Here is a 23,612-nt window from a genome sequence, read left to right as displayed (position 1 = left end):
GGCATATTCGGGCAGCTTTACACGTCATGACCGCTCTTCTGCGAATCAGTTTTTCTAGAAAGGAAACATAAATGAGAAAAAATAAAGCAAGGCTTGCTTTCGGTTCCGCGATTTTAACGGCAGCCATGGTTGTGTCTTCCGTTCCTTCCTTCGCCCTGCCGGTGGCAGCCGTGGAAGATGCGAAGACCGGGACCCAGTCCGGACAGCTGGATACCCCATCCTACACACATCCCGTGCAGACCGTCAGCGCCCAGGATGCATCGAAGAGAAGTCTGAACTTCAACGAAAGCTGGAGCTTCCACTTTGGCGATGCAGCCGGTGCCGAGCAGCCGCTCGCTGACGATGCCAGCTGGGAAATCGTCAATGTACCGCACGACTATTCCATCACTCAGGATTACGACCGCAACCTGGAAGGCGAAAGCGCCTATAAGCCAGGCGGTCTGGCCTGGTACCGCAAGTCCTTTACGCTGGATGATGCCCTGATGGGAAAACAGGTCCGTATTGACTTTGACGGCATTTACATGAATTCCACCGTCTACATCAACGGACACAAACTCGGCGATCATCCGTATGGCTATTCGCCGTTCTCCTATGATCTGACACCGTATCTCAACTGGGGAGGCGAAAACGTCATCAGCGTTCGGGTCAACCACCAGATTCCATCCTCCCGCTGGTATTCCGGAAGCGGTATCGGACGCAACGTCCATCTGACCGTAACCGACGACGTTCATGTCGATCTCAGCGGAACGCAGATTACCACGCCAAAACTCGCAGAGCAGCACGACGGCGATGTTGATACCAACGTCAAGACGACGATCGTCAACTCCAGCAACGAAGCGAAAACCGTAACGGTTCAGCAGTTCCTGTACGAAAAAGGACAGGAAGACGGTGAACCGGCCGCTTCTTCCGCAAAGAGCGATGCTGTAACGCTCGAAGCCGGCAGCACGCAGGTTGTGGATCAGACCTTCCAGGTCAGCAAGCCAAAACTCTGGCATACCACGAACAGCTTTGAAGAAAAATCACAGCTTTACACCGTTGTGACGAAAATCTTTGAAGGCGAAAACGAAGTCGACAGCTACTCTACTGAATTTGGCTATCGCTATTTCAACTTTGATAAGGATACCGGCTTCTCGCTGAATGGCGAAGACATGAAGCTTAACGGTGTCTGCATGCACCATGACCAGGGCGCCCTCGGTTCGGTCGACACGTATCGTGCCGTAGAACGTCAGGTTGAAATCCTGAAAGGCATGGGCGTCAACTCCATCCGTACGTCCCACAACACCCCAAGCAAGGTTCTTGTCGATGTGTGCAACGAAAACGGCATCATCCTGATGGAAGAAATTTTTGACGGATGGGATCAGCACAAAAACGGCAACACGGAAGATTACGCCAGCTACTTCAGCGAACCGCTTCCGGAAGACACCGAACTTCTGCATGCGGATCAGGCGGAAGTCTGGGCGCAGTATGACCTGCAGGAATCCGTACGCCGCGACCGCAACGATCCGGCCGTCGTGATCTGGGATATCGGCAACGAAGTTGAACACGGCTCTACCTTCCACTTCCCGACGATCTGTCAGAACCTGCTCGACTGGATCAAGGCCATGGACGATCGCCCAGCCGTTTTAGGCGATAACAAGACTTTAGGCAACGCCACCCCCGTATCCAACCAGATGCGTGACGCCATTCACGCCGCCGGCGGTCTGATCGGTTCCAACTACGGTCTGCCCGAAGCGCTGCTGACACGTTTCCGCCTCGACCATCCGGAATGGCGCTTTATCGGTACCGAAACCGTTTCTTCTGTAAACTCCCGCGGCATTTACGATCGCATCGGCAGCCAGGCCGACAAGAATGGCGACCGTCAGCTGACCAGCTACGACTACTCCTGCGTAAGCTGGGGCCATCGTGCAGCCCAGGAGATGATCGGAAGTCTTCAGTACGACTGGTACGCCGGTCAGTACGTATGGACCGGATTTGACTACCTCGGCGAACCGACGCCCTGGAACGGCATTTCCAATACCGATCATGCCAACTATGGCTGGCCGGCTCCGAAAAACTCCTACTTTGGAATTATCGACACCGCCGGTCTGCCAAAGGACACCTACTATTTCTACCGTGCAATGTGGAAACACGATGATACGACGCTCCATATGCTTCCGGCATGGAAGTCGGATCTGGTTTACACCGGCAACTCCAAAGGCGTTCCGGTTGTCGTCTACACCAACGCGCACAAAGTAAAACTGGAATTCACCGATACCAATGGTCAGACCAGGGAAATCGGAACGAAGGAATTCACCGAAAAAACAACCGAAAACGGCTACAAGTGGCGTACGTACGAAGGCGCGGATAAAGAAGGCGCAGACTATATGAATCTCTACTTCACCTGGTACGTTCCATACGCTGACGGCACGCTGACCGCGACCGCCTATGACGTCAACGGAAACGAGATCGAAAAGACCGTTGGACGCAATCAGGTAACGACGTTCGGCGATGCGGCCAAACTCGACGCCGAAGCCGACCGCACCGAAATCAAGGCCGACGGCAAGGACCTTTCCTACATCACCGTCGACATTAAGGATGCAAAAGACAACGAAGTAGCCAACGCGACCGACCGCGTTTCCTTCAGCGTCGAAGGCCCTGGCGAAATTGTCGGCTGCGACAACGGAAACTCCATTGACTTCCAGCCGTATGACGAAGACAACCGTGCCGCATTCTCCGGCAAGATGGTGGCTATCGTCCGCTCTACCGGCGAAGACGGCGAAATTCGCGTCACCGCTTCTGCCGACGGTCTGGCGTCGGATACCGTAGTCATTAACGCTTCCGGAGCCCAGGCGCCAGAAGCCAGCGATCTGATCAGCGCCGAATACGCGAAAGGCTGCTACCTGCGCAGCGGCGCCGTTCCGACACTTCCAGCCACCGCGAAACTGACGTACGCGGATGGAACCGTTAAGGAAAACGTTCCAATCGTCTGGGAAGACTTCTCCCTCGATAACCTGACGTTCGACAAGCCGGCCGTTGTCAACGGCGTGGCTGACGGTCAGAAACTCACGTACTACATCAACCTCGTAGCCGATCAGGGCGCTGTCGCCAACTACTCGGCAGTTGTAAAACCAAACGAAAAACCGTCTTTGCCTTCTTCCCGCCCGTTCCTGTCTCAGGATGGCGATGTGATGCCGTTCCTGGCGCCAGTCACCTGGAAAAACGTACCGGAAAGCGGCTGGGCTGACGAAGGCACGTACACGATTGAAGGTACAGCCGATGTTCTCGGCAAGGAATACCCGGTAACCGCAAGCATTCGCGTCGGAACTGAAACCCTGACCCAGGGAGCCAACGTTGTTCCAAACCTTGGCTATAAGATCGAACAGAATATTCCAGCTTCTCTGCAGTCCGATACGCTGCTCGCCATTAAGGACGGAAATGTCGCACCGTCTGCTCAGGGCGGAACGAACAAGACGATCTGGACCAACTTCAACGCGACTAACGCGACCGGCGAGAATAAGATGCTCGACACGGAAATCAAGGTATACCTCGATACCGCGCAGCTGATCAACCAGACGAGCATTTACTTCATCAAGGACACCTGGTCCGCCGTTTACCCGGCAGCCGGCGCTGTAAAACTGTACGCATCGGCAACGGGTGAAGACGGAACCTGGACCGAAATCAATGCGACCGAAACGATCGGCGACGAACAGGGTGATGAAGCTCCGTTCTACAAGGAATATAAGTACACCTTCGATCCGATGTCGATTACCGTTCTGAAAATTGCCTTCACTACACCGGAAGGACAGGGCCTTGGCGGTGCGGACGTACACGTTTGCCACGGCATTTCCGAAGTCGAAATGTATCCCGTTACTTCCGCTCTGGAAGCCGGATCGACAACCGATCTCGAAACGCTCATTCTGAACGGCAAGGACGAAGATCTGACGGCTACGCAGGCAAGCCTGCTCAAGTCCGTAGCGTACCTTGTGGATACCCTCGACGTGAAGGGTGCCGAAAATGCGGCGGTAACCGTCGTTCGCCAGGATGACGAAAGCGTTCTGCTTTACGTGGAATCCGAAGACCACAGCGCGACCCGTCTCGTGACGGTAAAACTGCGCACCCCGTATGAACGTGAACCGGAAACTGATGAGTACGATCTCGATCGCACGACGATGACCGCTTCTGCGACGAGCGTATACCCCGGTACAAATGAAGGACCGGCGTCCAACGTTCTCGATAACAGCACCGGAACCTGGTATCACACCAACTGGAACAATTCCGAAGGTTCCAAAGTGGAAAACCGTCACATCGATCTGACCTTTGAAGAACCGCAGACGATCGCGGCTCTGCGCTATCTGCCAAGAAACAGCTCCGGCAGCGGCGGACGCAACGGTCAGGTTGTTACATACAAAGTGCAGTACAAGGAAAGCGATGACGGCGAATGGAAAGACATTTCCGAAGGCGAATGGCCGTATACCACCGGCTGGAAAGTCGCGGAATTCGACCATACCGTTACCGCGAAAGCGGTTCGTTTCATCGGTGTCGAAACCATGACCAACGGTGGCAAAGCCAATACGGACATGTCGGCAGCCGAAGTGCGCGTGGCGACAGAATTCCCGAAACGGAATCTGACAGCGCTTGAAGGCTTTAGCGTAACCTGGCCGGAAACGATCGACGATACGTTCGTTCTTGGTCAGACCGACCTGCACAAGGACATCACCGTGAGCGCCAATGAAACGCTCTATTACGGAAGCGACTACTACTTCGATTACGAAGCCAATCCGGAAACAAACGAAGTGACTGTAACCCTCAAAGGAAACGGCTACTATTCCGGTTTGGTTTCCAAAACGTATAAAGTGGCTTCCATCATCGCCATCGATACGACCCAGCTCGAACTGGCAATCGCCGAAGCCGATGATCTGCTCCAGAACGCCCAGGCGTATAAGACCGTTGCTCCGGTAACGGCAGCTCTGCCCGAAGCCAGAACGGCTCTGGACAAAAAGGAAAGCCAGAAGGCGGTTAACGACGCGGCCCTCGCGCTCAACCACGCTCTGCTTTCTGTACGTCTTCAGCCGGGCAAAGACGCACTGGACGCCCTGAAGTAGTCGATCCAAACGCATATCCAGAGATCCAGAGCGTTTTAAAGATTTCTTCGAATTCAGGACATACAAAAGGCTCCCCATTTGCACAGTACTGTGCACGCGGGGAGCCTTTCTTATTGGGCCGCAGTGTGCTGCAGGAAAGCGGACCGTTCCGGTTTCGAGGCATTTCGTAACGAAAACGGCACGAATTGAAAAGATCGAAACCTCAGAAATTGGCCGGCACGATTTAGAGTATAATAATGCACAAACTCAGGCGGCCCGCTTTGTGTCCCCTTTTTCTGTGCCTCAAACCGACGCAGAAGGCCGCCAAAGAAAGGAAACTGAAGTATGGCTCGTCTGCAGCGTTCAAAATCATCGTCTGTATCGCTTGAATCGCTTCACCATCCCGTTGTGTTTGTGGTCGATATGATTAACGGCTTCGCCCGTGAGGGCGCGCTGGCCGATCCGGCGATTCTGCAGGCTGCCGCACCGATTCGAAAGCTCATTGAAGAATCTCAGGCGCCCGTCTGGTTCATCCGGGATTCGCATACGCCCGATGCGGCGGAATTTCAGTCGTTTCCCGTGCACAGTCTGGAAGGCAGTGAAGAATCCATGGTGATCGATGAACTGAAGGATCTTGAAACGGCTTCGCATACCCTGTATAAAAACTGCATCAGCGCCGCGGCCAGCCCGCAGTTTGCCTCCATGCTCGAAAGCCTTCCAGAAGAAGGCGCCGATCTGATTGTGACCGGATGCTGCACCGATCTTTGCGTACTTCAGCTCGCCCTGCCGCTTCAGAGCTGGATCAATCAGACCAATCGAAAAAACATGCGCGTGATCGTGCCGGAAGACTGTGTGGAAACGTACCACATCCCGGATGTACACGATGCCGCCAAGTGGAACGAAACCGCGCTGGCCATGATGGCCGCAAATGGAATTCTCATCGCAGGTTCCGTTGAAGAGGAATAAGGAAAAATGAAAGATGGAAGAAATCTGACCCTGGTCATGGATTTTTACGAACTCACCATGAGCCAGGTCTACTTTAATCAGCACAAAAACGAAGAAGTTGTGTTTGATCTGTTTTATCGACGCAATCCCGAAAAAGGCGGCTTTGCCATCTTCGCCGGACTGAATCAGGTCATCGAATACATTCAGGATCTGCATTTCTCGCCGGAAGAAATCGACTACCTGCGCAGCCGCGGGCAGTTTACGGAAGAGTTTCTCGAATACCTTTCTCAGGTGAAATTTACGGGCGATGTCTGGGCGATTCCGGAAGGAACGCCGGTCTTCCCGTACGAACCGCTCATTCGCGTCAAGGCGCCGCTGATTGAAGCCCAGCTGCTCGAAACCGCGCTCCTTCTTGCGGTCAACCACCAGACGCTGATCGCCACCAAGGCCAGACGCATTGTGCAGGCGGCCAAAGGCAAGGCGGTTATGGAATTTGGAGCCCGCCGTGCCCACAACTTCGATTCCGCCATTCAGGGCGCACGTGCGGCGTATATCGCCGGCGTAGCCGGAACCGCAACGACGGAAGCCGGCAAGCAGTTCAGCATTCCCGCCCTTGGCACGATGGCTCATTCCTTCGTGCAGAGCTTTGACAGCGAATACGACGCCTTCCTGGCGTATGCCAAAATGTATCCGGACAGCTGCACGCTGCTGATCGATACGTACAACACGCTGCGCTCCGGTCTGGAAAACGCTATTCGCGTTGCCAAGGAATACCTTGAACCCAACGGCCATCGCCTCAAAGGCGTGCGCATTGACTCCGGCGACATGGCGTATCTGTCTAAGAAAATCCGCCGCCGTCTCGATGAAGAAGGCATGCAGGACTGCTCCATCGTCGTTTCCAACTCGCTCGATGAATACCTGATTGAATCGCTCGTAGACCGTCAGGGGGCCAAGATCGATGCGTACGGCGTCGGTGAAAACATGATCGTCTCCAAGGACTCGCCGGTATTTGGCGGCGTGTACAAGCTGGCGGCCATTGAAGAAAACGGCGTTATGGAACCCCGGATCAAGATTTCGGAAAACGAAGAGAAGATCACCAACCCGGGCTATAAAAACCTGTACCGCATTTACAACAAGGAAGACGGCAAAGCGGTCGCCGACCTGATGACGCTTTCGGATGAAGTGCTCGATGAATCGGAAGATCTGACGATTTACCATCCGATGAACAAGTGGAAAAACAAAGTCATCGAAAAGGACACGTACGAAATCCGCGAACTTCTCGTGCCGATTTTCATTAACGGCGAACTCGTGTACCGCCAGCCGTCCCTGCTTGGCATTCGCGACTACTGTGCCAGAGAGCAGGAAACGCTCTGGGAAGAGATCAAGCGCTTCACCAACCCGCAGATCTACTACGTCGACCTTTCCGAAAAGCTCATTGACCTCAAGCTCGACATGATCAAGTCCAAGCGCTGAATGAAACGCTGAACTCCGATCGAAAATACATTTGCCCGGATCCAGACGGATCCGGGTTTCTTCGTCCGTCTGTGCGGATCCTTTACCGGGGGCAGAAAGCAACGCATATGCCCCTTCCTGCGCAGACTTTATTTACGCTATGACTAAAGCGGTGGAAGCGGTATCCCGCTTTCAATGCGCTACACTGTCAGAAGAGCCGAAAAGACAGGCACGATTCACAGAAAGAGCAGGTACCGTTTTATGGAAACCGATACAGCGTTACAGGCGGACAAAAACCAGACGCCGGCAACTAAACCGTCCGATTTCAATCAATCCGAAAGGATCGATACGCCCATCGACTGTCTTCAGAAACAGATTCTGGCCTGCCGTCAGTGCCGCCAATTGTTTGGTTTTGAACCGCGCCCGGTCGTCTTTGGCGGCCCGCATGCGAAAATCGTTCATATTTCTCAGGCGCCCGGACGTCTCGTCCATGAAATCGGCCGCCCCTTCGCGGATCCTTCCGGCAAGCGTCTGCGCCAGTCCTGGTATTACCTGAGCGAAGAGCAGTTTTACGATCCGAAAAACTTCTACTTCACTGTTATGGGTCACTGCTTTCCCGGCAAGGGAAAGACCGGCGACAAGAAACCGCCTGCCGTATGTTACGAGCGCTGGACGAAAAAAGAGCTTGAGCTTCTTAAGGAAGCCGAGCTGATTCTGATCGCCGGCCGAGAAGCCGCCAGCCGGATTTTTCCGGGAAAGACGCTCGATGAGCTCGTCTTTTCCCATCTCGAATACGAAGGCAAGCCCTGCTGCGTCCTGCCGCATCCCTCGGGATTAAACCGCGGCTGGTTTATGAAGCACCCGGAATTTGAAGAAAAGGTCGTACCGGAAATCCGTCAGAAAATTCATGACGTGCTCAGTATTCCGATCGATCCCGACTTTAAAGACCATCTGCCCAAACGCGAAAGCTGGCAGAAAACCGCCTCGAGAAAGCCGGCAGGATCAAAGACAGACGATACGCAGAACAAACCAAAATAGCAGCGGCCAGACGAAAGCATAAATCCAGTCCGCAGATCCAGCCGGGCGGCATAAAAAAGACCGCCTCAAAATGAAGCGGTCAATCGGTCGAGATAACAATCAGTGAAAAGGCGTCATCTCATTGCGGAAGTAATCGCGAATGATCGGAAAGACGATCGATTCGTACGTGCCGTCATACAAAAAGCGATGTTTCGCTCCATACAGATAGAGCAGACGCGTATGCGCCGGATCAAGCAGGGAAATCATGCGTTCGGAAGATTTGGCGCTGATGACCTCATCCGCCGTTCCGTGCAAAATGAGAACCGGACAGTCTACCTGCAAAATCGAATAGCGATACGTCGAGACGACTTTCAGAAACGTCTGGGTATGATTGCGGCTCAGACTGCCGGAATCCCCGTCGCTGAAGGGAAAGAGCGCTTTTCTGGCGGCGCGTTCCACCTGATAAAAATCGAGCGGGAAATAGGCCGGTGCGCAAAGCAGCAGATGCTTCACCTTGAATACGGAAGCCAGATAGGAAGAAACCACGCCGCCCATGGAAAAGCCAAGCAGGTGAACGGGACGACCCGTCGCAATCGCCTGGCGCAGTTTTTCTTCACAGCGGCCGATCCAGTCTTCCATGCGGGTATCGCCTGGATCCTGCGGATCAAAGTAATCAAAAGTCCAGACTTCAAAGCCCTGCTTTTCCAGCCACGCTTTGAGCGGATCCATCTCGTGAGAAACTCTTCGCCCGAATCCGTGAATGGTGACGACAATATCCGGACGGTGAATAAACGGGAAATGTAAGTTCATGGCCGAATTATACCATGGGCAAAGATCCGGCTTCTGTCCGCTTTTCGAAGAAGGCCGTCCGCCCTGTCCAAGACGATCATCAAAAAAGAGACTGGCGGGAAAGATAACGCATAAATCCCATATTCTCGTCAGAAATGGACGAAAAAAAGACGGTGAAAAAAGTGCCTGAAAAAGACGAAATTTACTAAAACATCAGGCGATTTTTAACCGTTCTGTACGCGGGCAGGGAAATTTCTCAAGCGGAGAATGAGACAAAAAGAGATAGATTAGACAACGAAAGTATAGACATATTTTGGCCGTTGTGGATTCGATTGTCAAAACGGGTCGAAAGACAGAAAATCGATGCCAAATATGAATTTCGGCATATATGGCATTTATTCATTATTTTCTTATCCGATTATGATGATTAATTGACTATTTTCTATCTTAATACGAACTTAATGCTAATTAATGTGTTCTTAATGCAAACTTTACCCTGGTTAAATTTCCTGTGTATCCGCCTTTTCCTCGAAATATGGCATCTGATACACTTTAACCGTCAAAGAAATCAGCAGGTAAAACCTGAAGAGAACTTAGACATTTGAGAGAAATAGAAAAAGGGAGCACAGCAGCCATGAAAGACGATAGACGAATGAAACTTTACCAGCTCAATTCCAACAGCCGAAACCTCCGGGCGAAAATGGTAAAATCCCTCCGCATGATGCGCGATGGAGAATTTGAAAGGGCGAATCAGGTTCTCAGCGAATCCAAGGAGGAATTCGATGAACTCAGAGAAGAAAACCGTTCCATCCAGGACGATTCCTTTGAATCTTCCATGGGATTTACGGAAGTCTTCCACGAGGCGATCGCACAGGCCAATCGGCTTTGTTCCCGCAACTGCTCGGCGATCAAATTCCACGTATACAACTGATCCATCATAATTCACACACGCCGCAGCGCACTTTGCATTTCCAGTCATAATTCGATTTATCTCTGGCAAAGGATCGTGGGTTGAATCGTCAAGCTGTGCCAGAAAGAAATCTGCTGCGAAAAAGAGTCCATGGGCAATGGGCTCTTTTTTCATGCCCGTTTCTTTTGAGAAAACAAAGCGGACCGGATGGGGGGGATAAGAAATACGGGTGCAAAGAGAAATAGAAGAAATAGAAATATGAAATAGAAATTCAGGTTTTGAGAGAAAAATGAAGTTTGAGAAAAATAGAAAAGGGGACAGCCGATGGACATCGGCCGGTTTGGGGGACGCAGAAATTCTGGGGTTTTGCCTGGATTGGACAGGCGCTCAGCAGGCTGCTTCTCCGGAAACGCGATTGAGCCTTAATATCCTCTTTATGCGGAGTCAAGAATTTTTTTACACAGTCGAAAAAAGGGAAACTGCAAGCGCATTTGAGACAGGCACGCATAGCCCAGATTTCAAAAGAGGACGCATGCGATCCGCCGTTCCGTCTGGATGGGGTCTGGATTCTGTCTGCTGGTACGAATACGCTCCAGAAAACCAGACGTATCTTTTGGGGTATACACGAAACCTTAAAATTAAGACTTTGTTTAAGAAGAATGGACAGAAGACGCAAAAATGCGCCGTTTCGATTCATCCTGGACGTTTGAAAAAAGGGAGAAACCCGCTCAAAAACTGCATTCGAACCCGGAAAAATTCACATAGTTCCCAAAATATTCTGTTTTTTCTTTTGCCATTTTCAAGAAGCGTGATAGAGTATGCGCATAAATAAGCGAAGAAGAGAAGAGTAAGACATTCCTAGGGTGCAGAGAGTTTCTGGCTGGTGAAAAGAAATGCCGAAGATGTCCGAACATGGTCTTGGAGCAGCATGGCCGATTAACAGGTCTGACGGGAACGCCCGTTACAGCGTTAGAGTATGTTTGTACTTGATGAGGCGTATCTGGCGACAGGTATGTGAATTTAGGTGGTAACACGAAGTGTCAGCTTTCGTCCTAATGTGATGAAGGCTTTTTTTGTATCCGGATTTTCCAATCTGGATTCTGACAGGAAGGAGAAAACTGTGATTGAGCTTGAACATGTCACAAAGACGTTTCAGACAAAAGACGGAACCGTCAGCGCGGTAAAAGATGTTTCGCTCCATATCAAAAAAGGACAGATCTACGGCATCATCGGATTTTCCGGTGCCGGTAAATCCACGCTGGTTCGCTGCATGAACCTTCTTGAGCGTCCGGATGAGGGAAAAGTAATCTTTGACGGCGAAGACTTAATGGAAGCATCGCCCAAAGCGCTGCGTAAAGCCCGTTCGAAAATGGGCATGATTTTCCAGCACTTTAACCTGCTGCCGGCCCTGACGATTTACGAAAACATCGCCCTGCCGCTGCGGCTGGAAAAACGGCCAAAGGAAGAAATCGACGCCAAGGTCATGGAACTGCTGGCGCTGATCGATCTGGTCGAGCGAAAGGATTCCTATCCTTCCCAGCTTTCCGGCGGTCAGAAACAGCGCGTGGCGATTGCCAGAGCGCTCGTTAACGATCCGAAAGTTCTGCTCTGCGACGAGGCCACTTCGGCACTCGACCCGCAGACGACGCAGACCATTCTGAAACTGATTAAGCGCATCAATACCGAACGGCACATTACGGTGGTTGTCATTACCCACGAAATGTTCGTCGTTAAGGAGCTGTGCGACGAGGTCGCTATTATGGCCAATGGCCGCGTAGTGGAACAGGGAGACATCATCCCGATCTTCACCAACCCTCTGCAGGAGATGACCAAGGAGTTCATCGCAACCGCGTCCAACGCCAACAAGGTAGATGAACTGATTCGTCAGAATCATCCGCTGACCCGCCTGAAAGCCAACCAGCAGCTCGTCAAGCTGCAGTACGATTCGAGCAGCACAGCCGAAGCAATGATTTCGCACATTTCCAGAGAATTCGGCATCGACTGTTCCATTATTTTCGGAAGCGTCGAAATCTGGAAAGACGAGCCGATCGGCCAGCTGGTAACGATCTTTACCGGAAGCAACGAGCAGATTGAAAACGCCGTTGCGGATTTGAAAAACAGTCATATTCGAGTGGAGGTGATCAAGCGTGGACACATTGAGTAACTGGATTCCAAACGTCATCGCGTTTGCGGACGAATTCCCCCAGGCCATTGTGGATACCCTGATCATGTTAGTGATCACCGGAATCGTCAGCTTTATCATCGCGCTGCCTCTTGCGGTGCTGGTGGTCATCACCAAGCCCGACGGCATTGCCCCGAATAAAGCGGTCTTCTGGATCCTGGATAAAATCATCAACCTGTTTCGCGCCATCCCGTTTGTCATCCTGATTCCGCTGATGATGGGGCTGACCCGTCTGATTTTCCATACGACGATCGGTATCAAGATGGCCATCGTTCCGCTCATTGTCGGTACGATCCCGTTCATGGCGAGACAGCTGGAATCGGCGATGGAAGAAATTCCCGACGGCATTGTCGAAGCCAGCATTTCCATGGGCATGAGCACCTGGGAAATCATCTGCAACGTCTATCTTCGTCAGAATATTCCCGGCATGATCCGCGGTCTGACGATCGTTCTGATCGCCGTAATCGGGCAGATCGCCATTGTCGGTACCGTCGGCGCCGGCGGTCTGGGCGACCTGGCCATCCGCTTTGGCTGGCAGAGACAGATGTGGGATATCACGTTTGTCGTTCTGATCCTGCTTCTGATCATCATTTCGATCATTCAGTGGATCGGCGACTGGCTCGTGCGCAAGACAACGCATTAATGAATTAAAAACGCTTAAAACAAACGCTTTCTCCGGCAAATGAAAAAATGCGGACCATAAAAAATTCCACAAAGACGAAAGTGTCTGAATCCAGCCGGAAAGCCTGACTTCATTTCAAATTTGATCTGTATCCTTCTCGCCTGACCGGACCGGCTGCGCATCCTGACCGGCCAGAGCGAGTCCGATAAAAAACATTTCCAGTAAAAGGGAGGAAAACAAAATGAAAAAACTGACTTCGCTTCTTGCCTGCGGCGCACTCGCGCTCTCGCTGGCTGCCTGCTCGAACAGCCAGCCTGCCGCCTCTTCAGCTGCTGCTTCTGCATCCAGTGCCGAAGGCGAAAGAACCACACTGACTGTGGGCGCAACGACCAGCCCGCACGCGATCATCCTGGAAGAAGCCAAAGACGCACTGGCCGATCAGGGCATCGATCTGAAAATCGTGGAATTCTCCGATTATCCAAACATCAACCCGTCCACATCCGACGGCTCTCTGGATGCCAACTACTTCCAGCACGAACCGTATCTGATCAGCTACGATGAAGACAACGGCTACAAATCCGGAGATGACGGCTACCTCGTAAGCGCAGGCGCCATCCACTACGAACCGCTCGGTCTGTATTCCGAAAAGCACAAGTCTGTTGATGAAATCGAAGACGGAGCAACCATCGTCGTTCCAAACGATGCGACCAACGAAGCCCGCGCTCTGTACCTGCTCGAAAGCCTTGGCTGGATCACGCTTGATGAAGACGCAACCATTTCCACGGCAACCGTTCGCGATATCGTCGACAACCCGAAAAACCTCGACATCGTTGAAATTGCGGCGGACCAGGTGGCTTCCAAGCTTCCGGATATCGATTACGGCGTAATCAACGGCAACTACGCCCTCGCTTCCGGCGTGGAAGACAAGCTGCTCGAAACCGAAGCTGCGGACTCGGTAGCTGCACAGACGTACCAGAACGTCATCGCCGTTAAGGAATCCAGAAAAGACGATCCGGCGATCAAATCACTTGTCGATACCCTGAAATCCGAAGAAATCAAAAACTTCATCACTGAAGAATTCAAAGGAATCGCCTTCCCGGCGAAGTAAGACACGCCCTTAAAGCAAAATCCAGGCGGATGCAAAAAACGGCTCAAGCAGAATGTAACTTCTGTCTGAGCCGCTTTTTTTATGGGGTGAAAAATCAGAGCTCCAGCAGGGCGCAAAAAATTGCTCGCAATAGGAAAAGGCAGCTTTCGAAGGAAAGAGCAGATTCGTCTTTAAAAACAGTCTTTCATAGCGAAAAAATATGGAATATGTTGTTCAAATAAAAAAAGACGATTTATAATAATGTCCAGGCAATTCACACTGGAAAGGAAAAAGAAAGCCTATGCATGCGAAGAAAATACGAAAGAGAGCCTTCGCCGGTTTTTCGGCGATCCTCTCGGTTTCCCTGTTCCTCTCCTCGAGCGTACTCCCGGCCTTCGGGCACGAAGAACCGAAAAACGAGCCCGTCGAAAGCCAGCCGATTCGGTCTGCTGGTCAGATCAGCCGGGATTTCGTTTTGAAATCGAAAAAGCCTGGTCGGATGAACATTCGTCTCAGAAGATTCTTCTCCATCTGATCTTCCTGAAAGACGCTGGAAGAGTGGAGAAGGGCGATACGGTACGACTCCCGATTCCCGAGGCGATTCATGTCGAACACACGCATAAGCCGCAGCCGATCTGGCTGGAAGGCGAAGTTCTCGCCGGTCAGTGGACGATGGAAGGAAACGAACTGGTCATAGAACTGAATGCACGAAGCGGGAAGGACCTTCAGGACCCGCTTCCTCTTACCCTTCCTGTAGAAGCGGCAGCCGAAGATCTGCCGTTTTCCTGGAAACTGAATGCGAATGAAGAGCCAGCTGTTCTTACGTTTGTCGACGAGTCGGAAGAAGACACGGAAAACGAAGAGAAGCCGTCCTCGTCAGAAGATACGGACAGACCGGATTCCAGAGCGGACCAGTCCGAAGACAATGCGGCGACAGACCGTCCGGCGCAGGAAGACAGCGGAAGGCCGGAAGCCAGCCGGCAGACAGAAGAAAATTCGAATTGTGAAAATGATCAGACGGGCAGAGACCTGCTGAAAGAAAACCAGATTCAGCTCAAGCCAGAACAGATCGGCTCTACCGTTTTCCTGAATCTCGAATATCCTTCTTCTTATAGATGGCAGGACGGAGATCATTTCTCGCTTCGTCTGCCGGATTTTGCGTCTGTATGGGTCGCTAATGAATTTGAGCCCGGTGCAGAATCGGGTTTTGAGACGAAAACCGAAAATGGAACGATGCGCGTCGCGTTCAAGGACGGCGGCAATCTGCCTTCCTGCATCGCCTTCCAGCTTCAGAGCGACGACCCAGAACGGGAGCATGCCCTCTGGGTTCTGTATCAGAGCGAAAGCCAGACGATTTCTCTGGATGTGGAATTCGTCAATCGGGAGGAAATCCCTTCTTTCACGGACAGCGACATTCTTCTGGAAAGCTATGCTCCGTCCATGAGCGATTTTGTCCGGATGATTGATAAAGATTCCTATTCCAGATACGAATGGAATGAGATTGCAAAAGCCTTTGGAACATCCGGTCAGCAGAAAGTATTCAATAAAGTTAAGGAAATCGTCAATAAAGGCAGTCTTACGTCTCTGGATAAACGGCCGCTGATCGACATTTCCGATAAAGTGCAGAAGCTGAAAGTTATTAACCGGTATCTGATTCAGACGATCGATTATGAAAATAACTACAAGAAGCTGAAAGATGGCGGACAGACCGCCTACAGTGCTTTAATCGGCCGCAAAACGGTCTGCTCAGGATATGCCCATGCGTTCAGCCTGCTGGCCAACGCGTCGGGCGTGGAAACGTATATCGTCGGGGGAACCGGAAATGCGACCGGCAAATTTGAGCCTCATTCCTGGAATATTTCAAAACTTGGCAATTACTACTATTCCATCGACGTGACATGGAATGACTCCTTTAATGCGGAAACCCGGTGGTTTTTATTGGGTAAAACGAACATCAATAAGGACCACAGACCGGATCCTGCAAATTTCAAGACGCCAGGTACAAAGCTTGCAAAAGAGGGAACCTGGCTTGCCGCCAGCAATTTTGTACACGTGTCGGGTGTGTCCGCGTCCTATAAATCGAAGACGGTTCCCAACAACGGCAGGCTGACGCTGGAACTTGGAGGTACGTATTCGATCAGTCTGTCCACATCCAGCGGTTCCAGATACTCCCTGACGTGGTATTCTGGCGATACGAATGTTTTTACCGTCAATTCATCCAAAGGCGCCGGAGCCGTCATCAAGGCGACCCCTGTGAAAGCCGGATCCGCAGAGCTGAAAATTTATTCCCCGCACCGAAGGGAATACACCATTCAGGTGCAGGTGCCAGACAAAAAGTTCACCATCAAGTATGAGGCTAACGGCGGAAAGGGAGCGACGATGAAAGATACCGTCGTCCATTACGGCCAGAAGGTAACGACCACAAAATGCACATATACGCGAGACGGATACAGCTTTGGCGGATGGTACGTATACAGCGACAGGAAGAAGCAGTACATGTATAAAAGTTCATCCGGAAACCGGTTCATGTCCGACGCCGAAGCCGCCAGACACAAATATCCAAAATCGATTTACTCCAACGGCACCCCGCTGGCCAAAACGACAGACATAGACGGAGATGTCCTCCGCTTTAAAGCCGCGTGGAATGCGCTGCCGTCTTTGAACAGCGCTTCCGTTACCCTGTCTTCGACAAGCTATACGTATACCGGAAGCGCGATTCAGCCGGGCGTAACGGTGAAACTCGGAAACAAAACCCTCTCATCCGGCAAGGATTACACCGTTTCCTGTTCCAGCAATATCAGTGCGGGAACCGCGACCGTTACCATTACCGGAAAAGGAAACTATACGGGCTCCGCAAAGAAAACTTTTACGATCAAACCCGCCTCTCTGAAGACGGATATGATTTCGGCAATACCGGATCAGACCTGGACAGGCCAGCCGATTGCGCCGTCCGTAACCGTCAGCCATGGCAAAACGCGTCTGATACAGGACAAAGACTATACCCTCAGCTATTCGGGTAACCGGGAACCTGGAACGGCCTCACTGAGCATCACGGGGAAAGGAAATTACACGGGAAGTGCAGTCAGGAAGTTCGAGATTGTTCCTGTCCGCCTGAGTGAAGACATGGTCGGTCAGATCGCTGAGCAAATCTGGACAGGCAGGGAGATTCAGCCGTCTTTAACGGTCCGCAGCCGCGGCGCAGATCTGATTCCAGGTCAGGACTACACCGTAAGCTATGCCAATAACGTGAACGTCGGAACAGCCAGTCTTACCATCCAGGGCACAAACCATTACACAGGAAGCGTAACGCGGACGTTTTCCATCCGAAAAGAGGCGGCCGTGCCGCGCGTCGCCATGTTCCGTCTGTACAATCCAAACTCGGGCGAACACTTCTATACGGCCCAGGAGAGGGAAAAGAACAGCCTGATTCAGGCAGGCTGGACGTATGAGAACATTGGCTGGTACGCGCCGCAAACGTCCCGTACGCCGGTATATCGTCTGTACAACCGCAATGCGGGCGATCATCACTACACGATGTCGGTCAATGAACGCGATCATCTGATCCGCGCCGGATGGACGGACGAAGGCATCGGCTGGTATTTCGATGATGCCCAGGGCGTCCCGCTCTATCGTCAGTACAATCCCAACGCGAAAAGCGGAAGCCATAACTACACGACCGACCCGAACGAAAACGCCTTCCTTGTCCGAAACGGATGGAACGCGGAAGGCATTGGCTGGTACGGCTTAAGATAGCCAGACAGATCAATCCAGTCTTTCTCTTAAACAGAACAAAAAAACAGCGCTTTCCAGGCGGATCCGGACTGCATGTCCTGCATGCGTTCCAGCCGCCTCGAAGGCGCTTTTCATTTTTTTGGATGCTGCGTCAGACATAGGCACTTCGGTGAAGGACCTCAAAATCGCTGCAGGACTTAGTCGAGCATCTTATCGTAAGCCTTATCTGCGAAAATCACGATGCCTCTTTGACCGCTGCAATCGAGCGTATATACCGTGCAGCGAATAAATGCTTTCATACAATCTGGATCCATCGAATACTGGAAGACGGCATCGTCTCCCTCTTTCCAGTAAAACCCGCTTTCTTCGTCGATATTGTTTCGAATGGGTCTGGCTGTTTCCTCCCTGACCGGGCTGTATGGCAAACGCATGGAAATCAATTCCGGAAGTGCTGGCCGCACGAATTTCAAATTCAGAGTCGCCATCCGGCTTTCCCCGCTTCAGGCCAGATTCCATGAACAGTACGTCACGGAACGCCAGAGAACGGACAAAATTGAAAACGATGCCGTTTCGATCCTGGTCATAAACTAAAGGCTGCAGCCTGTCCTGATCTTCTGCATGTTCAAAGTCTAAACTGAAAGAGCGATTGAACGCCTCCAGCAGTCGAGCGCGGCGGCTGGAATAGAAATAAAACGGCGAAGAACTGCTGCCATAATTCATGGTGCTGCCAGGCATCCCCATAAGACAGCCATAATAGTCTTTTGCCGGCATATGCAGATCTTTGACTTCAAATTCGCAGAACATATACAGGGCGATGGCGCGCATTTCCTCACACAGCCTGTCCTTATATTCATGCCGCGCCTTCGTATCCAGTATCTGCAGAGGAATAAATCCGTCGAAAACGGTTCCTTCCTCGCTGGCCGTCCAGCGGGCACCCAGCGTGCGGCTTAAAGCCTCGAGAAAAGCCTGTTCATTTTCCTTTGAAAAATGGTCAGCCGGTTCGATCTTCAGATCGTCCAGCCCTTCGCTTCGAGCATCCGCATCGTCAATCAGGTGCGTATGCGTAAAGTACTGGAATCGTATGCGTCAGAAAATTCCAGCGGATACTTTTCACGGATCTGGTCGAAAAGTGCGATCCGACGGCTGAATTCATTTATGTTGTAGTCTGCCGAAAAGGTTTTCCGCTGTTCCGGTCAATACTGAGAGGCCCTGTCCTTTGACGATTTCAGCAGATCCACAAACTCCCGGATCCATTCCTTGAGTTTCGGATCCTGAAATAGCGGTCATAAAAGGGTTCAGGATGCTCCAGTTCTTTCTCAAACATTTCTGAGTAAGCTGTCATCTGCTCTTTCTGACTGTTTACGAGTCTTGTGGTTCAGTGACGAGTCGGCCTGGACTCCAAAGCGTTCAGACATTCCTGATCGCTTCCCTTTGTCCAGGTTTCCACCAGACCTGAGCCAACCAGGCCTGCAAGCGCGACAGCCGCCGCCAGCCCTGCCAGCAGAATCCATTTCGTTCTGGGCGCAGACGGCTGGGAAGTATCCGATCCAGAATCGGACTGCGCACTGGGAATCGGCCTGGATGGCAAAGGCGGAGGCGGCAGCAGGAAAGAAGCAGAGGATTCACTGAAAGCAGAACCTGGATCGAGAGGATCCGTATTTGTCTGCAGGAAAAGCATGGGTTCGATAAGATAGGACTGAACCGATAAATCCGTCTGCTCAAAGAAAGAGCGATGGACAAGAAAGCCATAAGCCAGAGAGGGGATCCGAATGAAAGGTGTAATTTTCGATTTTAATGGAACGCTGTTTCTCGACCACGACAAGCATGTCAAAGCGTGGAACCAGATCAGTCTCGAACTGCGAAACCGTCCGGTGACACAGGAAGAACTCGTTTTGCATATGAATGGAAAGCCGAATGTGCAGATCATTCGCTACCTCAATAACGGGAAAATCGACCCGGCAAGGGAAGAGCAGCTCTCCCAGCGCAAGGAAGCGCTGTATCGCCAGTGCTGCGCAGAAGATCAGGCGTCTTTTCATCTGATCGAAGGCAGCGAAGCGCTGTTTGATGAACTGACCCGGCGCGGCATTCCCTTTACGATCTGTTCTGCTTCCATCTGGGAAAACATCGAGTTTTTCGTTCGCAGCTTTCATCTCGATCGCTGGATTCGAGAGGAAAACATCGTCTACGATGACGGAACATACGTAAATAAAATCGCCATGTTTGAGCGGTCCGCCGAAATTCTCGGCCTTCCGTTAGAGGAACTGACCATTCTGGAAGATTCTGTGGCGGGAATAAACAGCGCGATTGAAAGCGGCTGTCAGGATGTGCGGCTGCTGGATTCGTCGCATATTGCCTCACAGATGGCCGGCAGAAAACAGATCCGTCAGGTCGTGCATTCCATGAAGGAGATCCGCATTGATCTGCCAATCGAAGCCATTCCATCCGAAAAGGAGAACGATTAAGGAAAATCGATTAAAGAAAAGCAATAAAAACGATCGGCGATAGAAAGCCGATCGATCAGAAATATGGGGAACGGTACGATCCGTTCCCGTTTTTTTTAATGGCATTATTGGGCGTAATCGCCGCCGTCCACGCCAAGATATTCTTCCAGGCAAAGACCGCTTTGCGCGATGGCCTGCGCTTTGTCGCCGATATAGCGCAAATGCCAGGGCTCCGCCTGATAGCCGGTAATTCCTTCTTTTCCTTCCTGATAGCGAACGATGAAACCATACTTCCAGGAATTGTCCAGAAGCCACTGGGCTTCTGTGGGTCCGGTCAGCAGCGCGCCGCTGCTGTGCTTCAAATCGAACGCCAGTCCGGTCTGATGTTCCGAATATCCAGGTCTTGCAGAGAAGGTATCCGCCTCAGCCTGACCATAGCCGGCGACATAGTTGTTGTAAAGGCCGGCCTGCGTGTCGTAGCTTCGAAAATTGGACGTGTCATAGCTTACGTCCATGCCCTGCGCGATCATGTCCGCAATCAGAGCGGAAACCTGCGCGCTGGCGGTCGGATCGACGCCTGGGGCATAATCCGCCGGAAGACCGTGCTTTTTATTCGCAATCAGAATGCCGTCCTTATAGTAAATGCCGTCGATTGTCTCTTCTTTTAGAGCAGTAGCCTGCCCGTTTTCCGGAAGCGTTTCAGCGGGAACCGAATCCCCATCCTGGGGACCGTCAGGCGACTGGATGGCTTCTTCCGCTTTGCGTCTGGCTTCGGCAATTTCTTCGAATGTTCGTTCCGAGCGCTGAGCCGAGGGAACGGTCTGGCTGCTCGGATCCGCCTGGGAAGAAGTGCCTGACCTGGAAGAGCTGCAGGCGGCCATTCCAAAAATGGAAAGCGCAGCGAGCTGGGCGGCTAAAATCAGTTTTTCGATTTGACGTCCTTTCATGCGAAGGCTCCTTTCGACCGCATCCGCTTCTGGCAAAACTGCGGACGCAGATGTTTTCTCTTTTTCATACGTGTTGAATGTATTGCCCTGGAAGAGGAAAGACCAGACCGATCAGTTCCGGCTCCTGTTTTATCAAGCAGACCGTACACTTTTTGCACCGAAAAAGGGATACGGGCTTGCTGGATTCCGGTGGAGTTCAGGCTGTCTTGTTTTATCGGTTTTGGCAATGATAAGATGATTATAACTAATTAATATTCATATTCAGGGAGGTTCTATGAAAAACTGTCCATCCTGTCATTATTCCAACAAGGATGAGGCTCGATTCTGTGCAAAGTGCGGGACGCCGCTGCCCAATTCGAACTTCAGCGCAAATCCGAATCCAAACCCAGCGGATCGTCCAAATCCGGCATCGTCTGACGGCCTGCAGACCGGGCAGAGGCCAAATCCTCAAAATCCGTCGTCCAACAGAGGATTTTCGCCCCATTACGGTCCGAACAGCGCAGGGCCAAATGGCTATGCTGAACCGCCGCGTCAGCCCGGTCCGCAAAACTATGCCCCAGTGCCGCCTGCACCCGTTTCCGGTCCTTCCGCTCCTCAGCCCAAAAAGTCTGGCTCTGCAGGGAAAATCGTTCTGATCGTTCTGGCTGCTGCACTTCTTTTAGGGGTCGGCGCCTTTGGCGGATGGTTCTTCTTCACCTATAACGGGGCTGGCAGGCAGGATGTGGCCGTCATCTCCTCCGATTCGTCCGCGAAGGATTTTCTGTCGGACAAATCGTCGGATTCTTCCCAGAAGCCGAGTGCCGAATCGTCTTTAAAGGCTTCTGAAGCTCCCGCATCCGACGAAAAAGCATCCGTCAGCTTGCAGGCTGCGCAAGCAGAAGAGCCGAAACCTGAACCAAAACCGGAGCCAAAGCCAGAACCCGCAAAGACGCAGTATCGCCTCAATTATGTGATGAAGGTTCGCAGCGGACCGTCTCTGGATCATTCCCAGGTCGATCGTCTTAGCGAAGGCACCATCATTACCGTGCTTGAAGAAGAAACCGCGGGTGACGGCAGCGTCTGGGGGCGTGTTGGCGAGGACAAGTGGGTCTGCCTTTCGGATGACGACTATGTTTACGCTTCCCGCGCAGGCTGATTCTCATCCGTTTTCCTTCTGCGTACGATCGCGTTTGAAAACAGGCCGTTTTCGGATCTGTTCCAATTTCTTCAAAAAGATTGCCGCTTTATCTGGACAGAACGCCGAAAGCATTAATTAAAAACCTTACCACTGTATTTACAATTCATAAAAATTATTATTCATACAATACAACAGCCAGCAAGCTTCCCTCTTCATAAGGAAATCCTGCTGGCTGTATTTGAATGCATAGTTTGAAATTGTCTACGAAGTATCATCGGGCGCTCAGGCCTTCTTTTTGTACGCAGAAGGTCAGATTTCGCCAGGTGATGACTCAGCTCTAGCCGTTTTTCGCTTCGGCGATGGGGTCGGGATGTTCGGGACGAAACGAGGTCCACCGTCCAAACAGACCGCATGGCAGTACCGCGTCGCCGGCCTGAATCGGCAGAAGCGTTTCGCCGGTTTCCACATAGCCGTCATGCTGGCGAACAACCGTGCGCTCCAGGGTCTGCGAAAGGGTCGAGAGCGGGAAGCCGGTAGTGTACAGATTGACGATAAAGAACAGCGCGTCATCGGCTAGCAGCTTCTGCGCTTCGTCGATCAGTTCATAAATGTTGTCTTCCAGTTTCCAGACTTCGCCGTTCGGGCCGCGTCCGTAAGAAGGCGGGTCCATGATAATGCCCTGATACGTCCGTCCGCGGCGCAGTTCGCGGCGTATGAATTTCAGCGCGTCATCGATCAGGAAGCGGATCTTTTTATCCTGCAGATGGTTCAGTTCCATGTTTTCTCTGGCCCAGGCGTTAATGCCTTTGGAGGCGTCGAGATGGATGACTTCATCGGCACCGGCTTTGGCAGCCGCCATAGTCGCCCCGCCGGTATAGGCGAAAAGGTTCAGAACGCGGATCGGCGCTTCGGGCGCTTTTTTCTTCCGTTCGCGGATGGCCTTCATTATAAAATCCCAGTTGGACGCCTGTTCCGGAAAAAGACCGGTATGCTTAAATCCGGTCGGGGAAATTTTAAAGCGAAGATCTTTATAGGAAATCGTCCAGAAATCCCGGACGGATTTTTTGAATTCCCACTGTCCGCCGCCTTTGTTCGAACGATGATAGACGGCGTCCGCTTTTTTCCATGGCCGTTCGTCATCGATCGGCCAAATGGCTACCGGATCCGGGCGGCGCAGAACGACATGGTTCCAGCGCTCGAGCTTTTCTTTATTTCCTGCATCAAGGACCTCATAATCGGTCCAGTCTCTGGCAATTTGATTCATAATCGATACCTCTAATCAACAACAGTATAATCGATTCAAAGAAAATG

General features: G+C 51.8%; 16 protein-coding genes and 1 other annotated feature. Of the genes, 12 read left to right on the top strand and 4 right to left on the bottom strand.

Going from position 1 to position 23,612, the window contains the following annotated elements; translation table 11 throughout:
• The first annotated feature begins 71 nt into the window (after window positions 1-71).
• The 4 genes from Afil_RS05505 (at window position 72) to Afil_RS05490 (ending at window position 8,495) form a co-directional block, all read left to right on the top strand.
• Complete coding sequence (locus Afil_RS05505; RefSeq protein WP_230267568.1) at window positions 72-5,081, top strand: glycoside hydrolase family 2 TIM barrel-domain containing protein; 5,010 nt, start codon at window positions 72-74, stop codon at window positions 5,079-5,081.
• 324 nt (window positions 5,082-5,405) lie between these two features.
• Window positions 5,406-6,026, top strand: coding sequence for a cysteine hydrolase family protein (locus Afil_RS05500; protein ID WP_230267567.1), 621 nt, complete (start codon window positions 5,406-5,408; stop codon window positions 6,024-6,026).
• A gap of 6 nt (window positions 6,027-6,032) precedes the next feature.
• Entirely contained in the window at window positions 6,033-7,478 is a 1,446-nt protein-coding gene (locus Afil_RS05495) for a nicotinate phosphoribosyltransferase (RefSeq protein ID WP_230267566.1), read from the top strand.
• A 240-nt stretch (window positions 7,479-7,718) separates the two neighbouring features.
• Window positions 7,719-8,495: a uracil-DNA glycosylase family protein gene (locus Afil_RS05490; protein ID WP_230267565.1), complete on the top strand. Its 777-nt coding sequence runs from the start codon at window positions 7,719-7,721 to the stop codon at window positions 8,493-8,495.
• A 99-nt stretch (window positions 8,496-8,594) separates the two neighbouring features.
• On the opposite strand, the gene Afil_RS05485 is transcribed toward Afil_RS05490, so the two are convergent.
• Window positions 8,595-9,284, bottom strand: a complete 690-nt coding sequence (locus Afil_RS05485; protein WP_230267564.1) for an alpha/beta hydrolase — start codon at window positions 9,282-9,284, stop codon at window positions 8,595-8,597.
• Between the two features lie 631 nt (window positions 9,285-9,915).
• Here Afil_RS05485 and Afil_RS05480 point away from each other — a divergent pair.
• The 6 genes from Afil_RS05480 to Afil_RS05455 all read left to right on the top strand — a co-directional run bounded on the left by Afil_RS05480 (window position 9,916) and on the right by Afil_RS05455 (window position 17,817).
• A complete protein-coding gene (locus tag Afil_RS05480) occupies window positions 9,916-10,194 on the top strand; it encodes a hypothetical protein (protein WP_230267563.1) in 279 nt (92 codons plus the stop codon).
• 268 nt (window positions 10,195-10,462) lie between these two features.
• Complete coding sequence (locus tag Afil_RS05475; RefSeq protein ID WP_230267562.1) at window positions 10,463-11,005, top strand: hypothetical protein; 543 nt, start codon at window positions 10,463-10,465, stop codon at window positions 11,003-11,005.
• Window positions 11,000-11,231, top strand: a binding site (T-box leader). (Overlaps the previous gene by 6 nt.)
• A 62-nt stretch (window positions 11,232-11,293) precedes the next feature.
• Window positions 11,294-12,337: a methionine ABC transporter ATP-binding protein gene (locus Afil_RS05470; protein WP_230267561.1), complete on the top strand. Its 1,044-nt coding sequence runs from the start codon at window positions 11,294-11,296 to the stop codon at window positions 12,335-12,337.
• Window positions 12,321-12,998, top strand: coding sequence for a methionine ABC transporter permease (locus tag Afil_RS05465; RefSeq protein ID WP_230267560.1), 678 nt, complete (start codon window positions 12,321-12,323; stop codon window positions 12,996-12,998). The genes Afil_RS05470 and Afil_RS05465 overlap by 17 nt, the downstream gene beginning before the upstream one ends.
• A gap of 220 nt (window positions 12,999-13,218) precedes the next feature.
• Window positions 13,219-14,085, top strand: coding sequence for a MetQ/NlpA family ABC transporter substrate-binding protein (locus Afil_RS05460; protein ID WP_230267559.1), 867 nt, complete (start codon window positions 13,219-13,221; stop codon window positions 14,083-14,085).
• A 240-nt stretch (window positions 14,086-14,325) separates the two neighbouring features.
• A complete protein-coding gene (locus tag Afil_RS05455; protein WP_230267558.1) occupies window positions 14,326-17,817 on the top strand; it encodes a transglutaminase domain-containing protein in 3,492 nt (1,163 codons plus the stop codon).
• 201 nt (window positions 17,818-18,018) lie between these two features.
• On the opposite strand, the gene Afil_RS05450 is transcribed toward Afil_RS05455, so the two are convergent.
• The gene (locus Afil_RS05450; RefSeq protein ID WP_230267557.1) at window positions 18,019-18,567 is read right to left on the bottom strand and encodes a hypothetical protein; all 549 of its coding nucleotides are present in this window, start codon (window positions 18,565-18,567) and stop codon (window positions 18,019-18,021) included.
• A gap of 998 nt (window positions 18,568-19,565) precedes the next feature.
• On the opposite strand from Afil_RS05450, the gene Afil_RS05445 reads away from it, so the two are divergent.
• The gene (locus Afil_RS05445) at window positions 19,566-20,258 is read left to right on the top strand and encodes an HAD family hydrolase (protein WP_230267556.1); all 693 of its coding nucleotides are present in this window, start codon (window positions 19,566-19,568) and stop codon (window positions 20,256-20,258) included.
• Window positions 20,259-20,362: 104 nt separating this feature from the next.
• Here the strand turns inward: Afil_RS05445 and Afil_RS05440 are convergent, their stop codons facing one another.
• A complete protein-coding gene (locus tag Afil_RS05440; RefSeq protein WP_230267555.1) occupies window positions 20,363-21,184 on the bottom strand; it encodes a M15 family metallopeptidase in 822 nt (273 codons plus the stop codon).
• A 274-nt stretch (window positions 21,185-21,458) separates the two neighbouring features.
• On the opposite strand from Afil_RS05440, the gene Afil_RS05435 reads away from it, so the two are divergent.
• Window positions 21,459-22,319 (top strand): zinc-ribbon domain-containing protein, encoded by an 861-nt coding sequence (locus Afil_RS05435; RefSeq protein ID WP_230267554.1) that lies wholly within the window; start codon window positions 21,459-21,461, stop codon window positions 22,317-22,319.
• A gap of 319 nt (window positions 22,320-22,638) precedes the next feature.
• Here Afil_RS05435 and Afil_RS05430 read toward each other — a convergent pair whose 3' ends face one another.
• Entirely contained in the window at window positions 22,639-23,565 is a 927-nt protein-coding gene (locus tag Afil_RS05430; protein WP_230267553.1) for a class I SAM-dependent methyltransferase, read from the bottom strand.
• Between the last annotated feature and the right edge of the window lie 47 nt (window positions 23,566-23,612).

It is taken from the genome of Allobaculum fili (assembly GCF_020969955.1).
GTDB lineage: Bacteria > Bacillota_I > Bacilli_A > Erysipelotrichales > Erysipelotrichaceae > Allobaculum > Allobaculum fili.
This window is presented reverse-complemented; position numbering and strand designations above follow the sequence as displayed.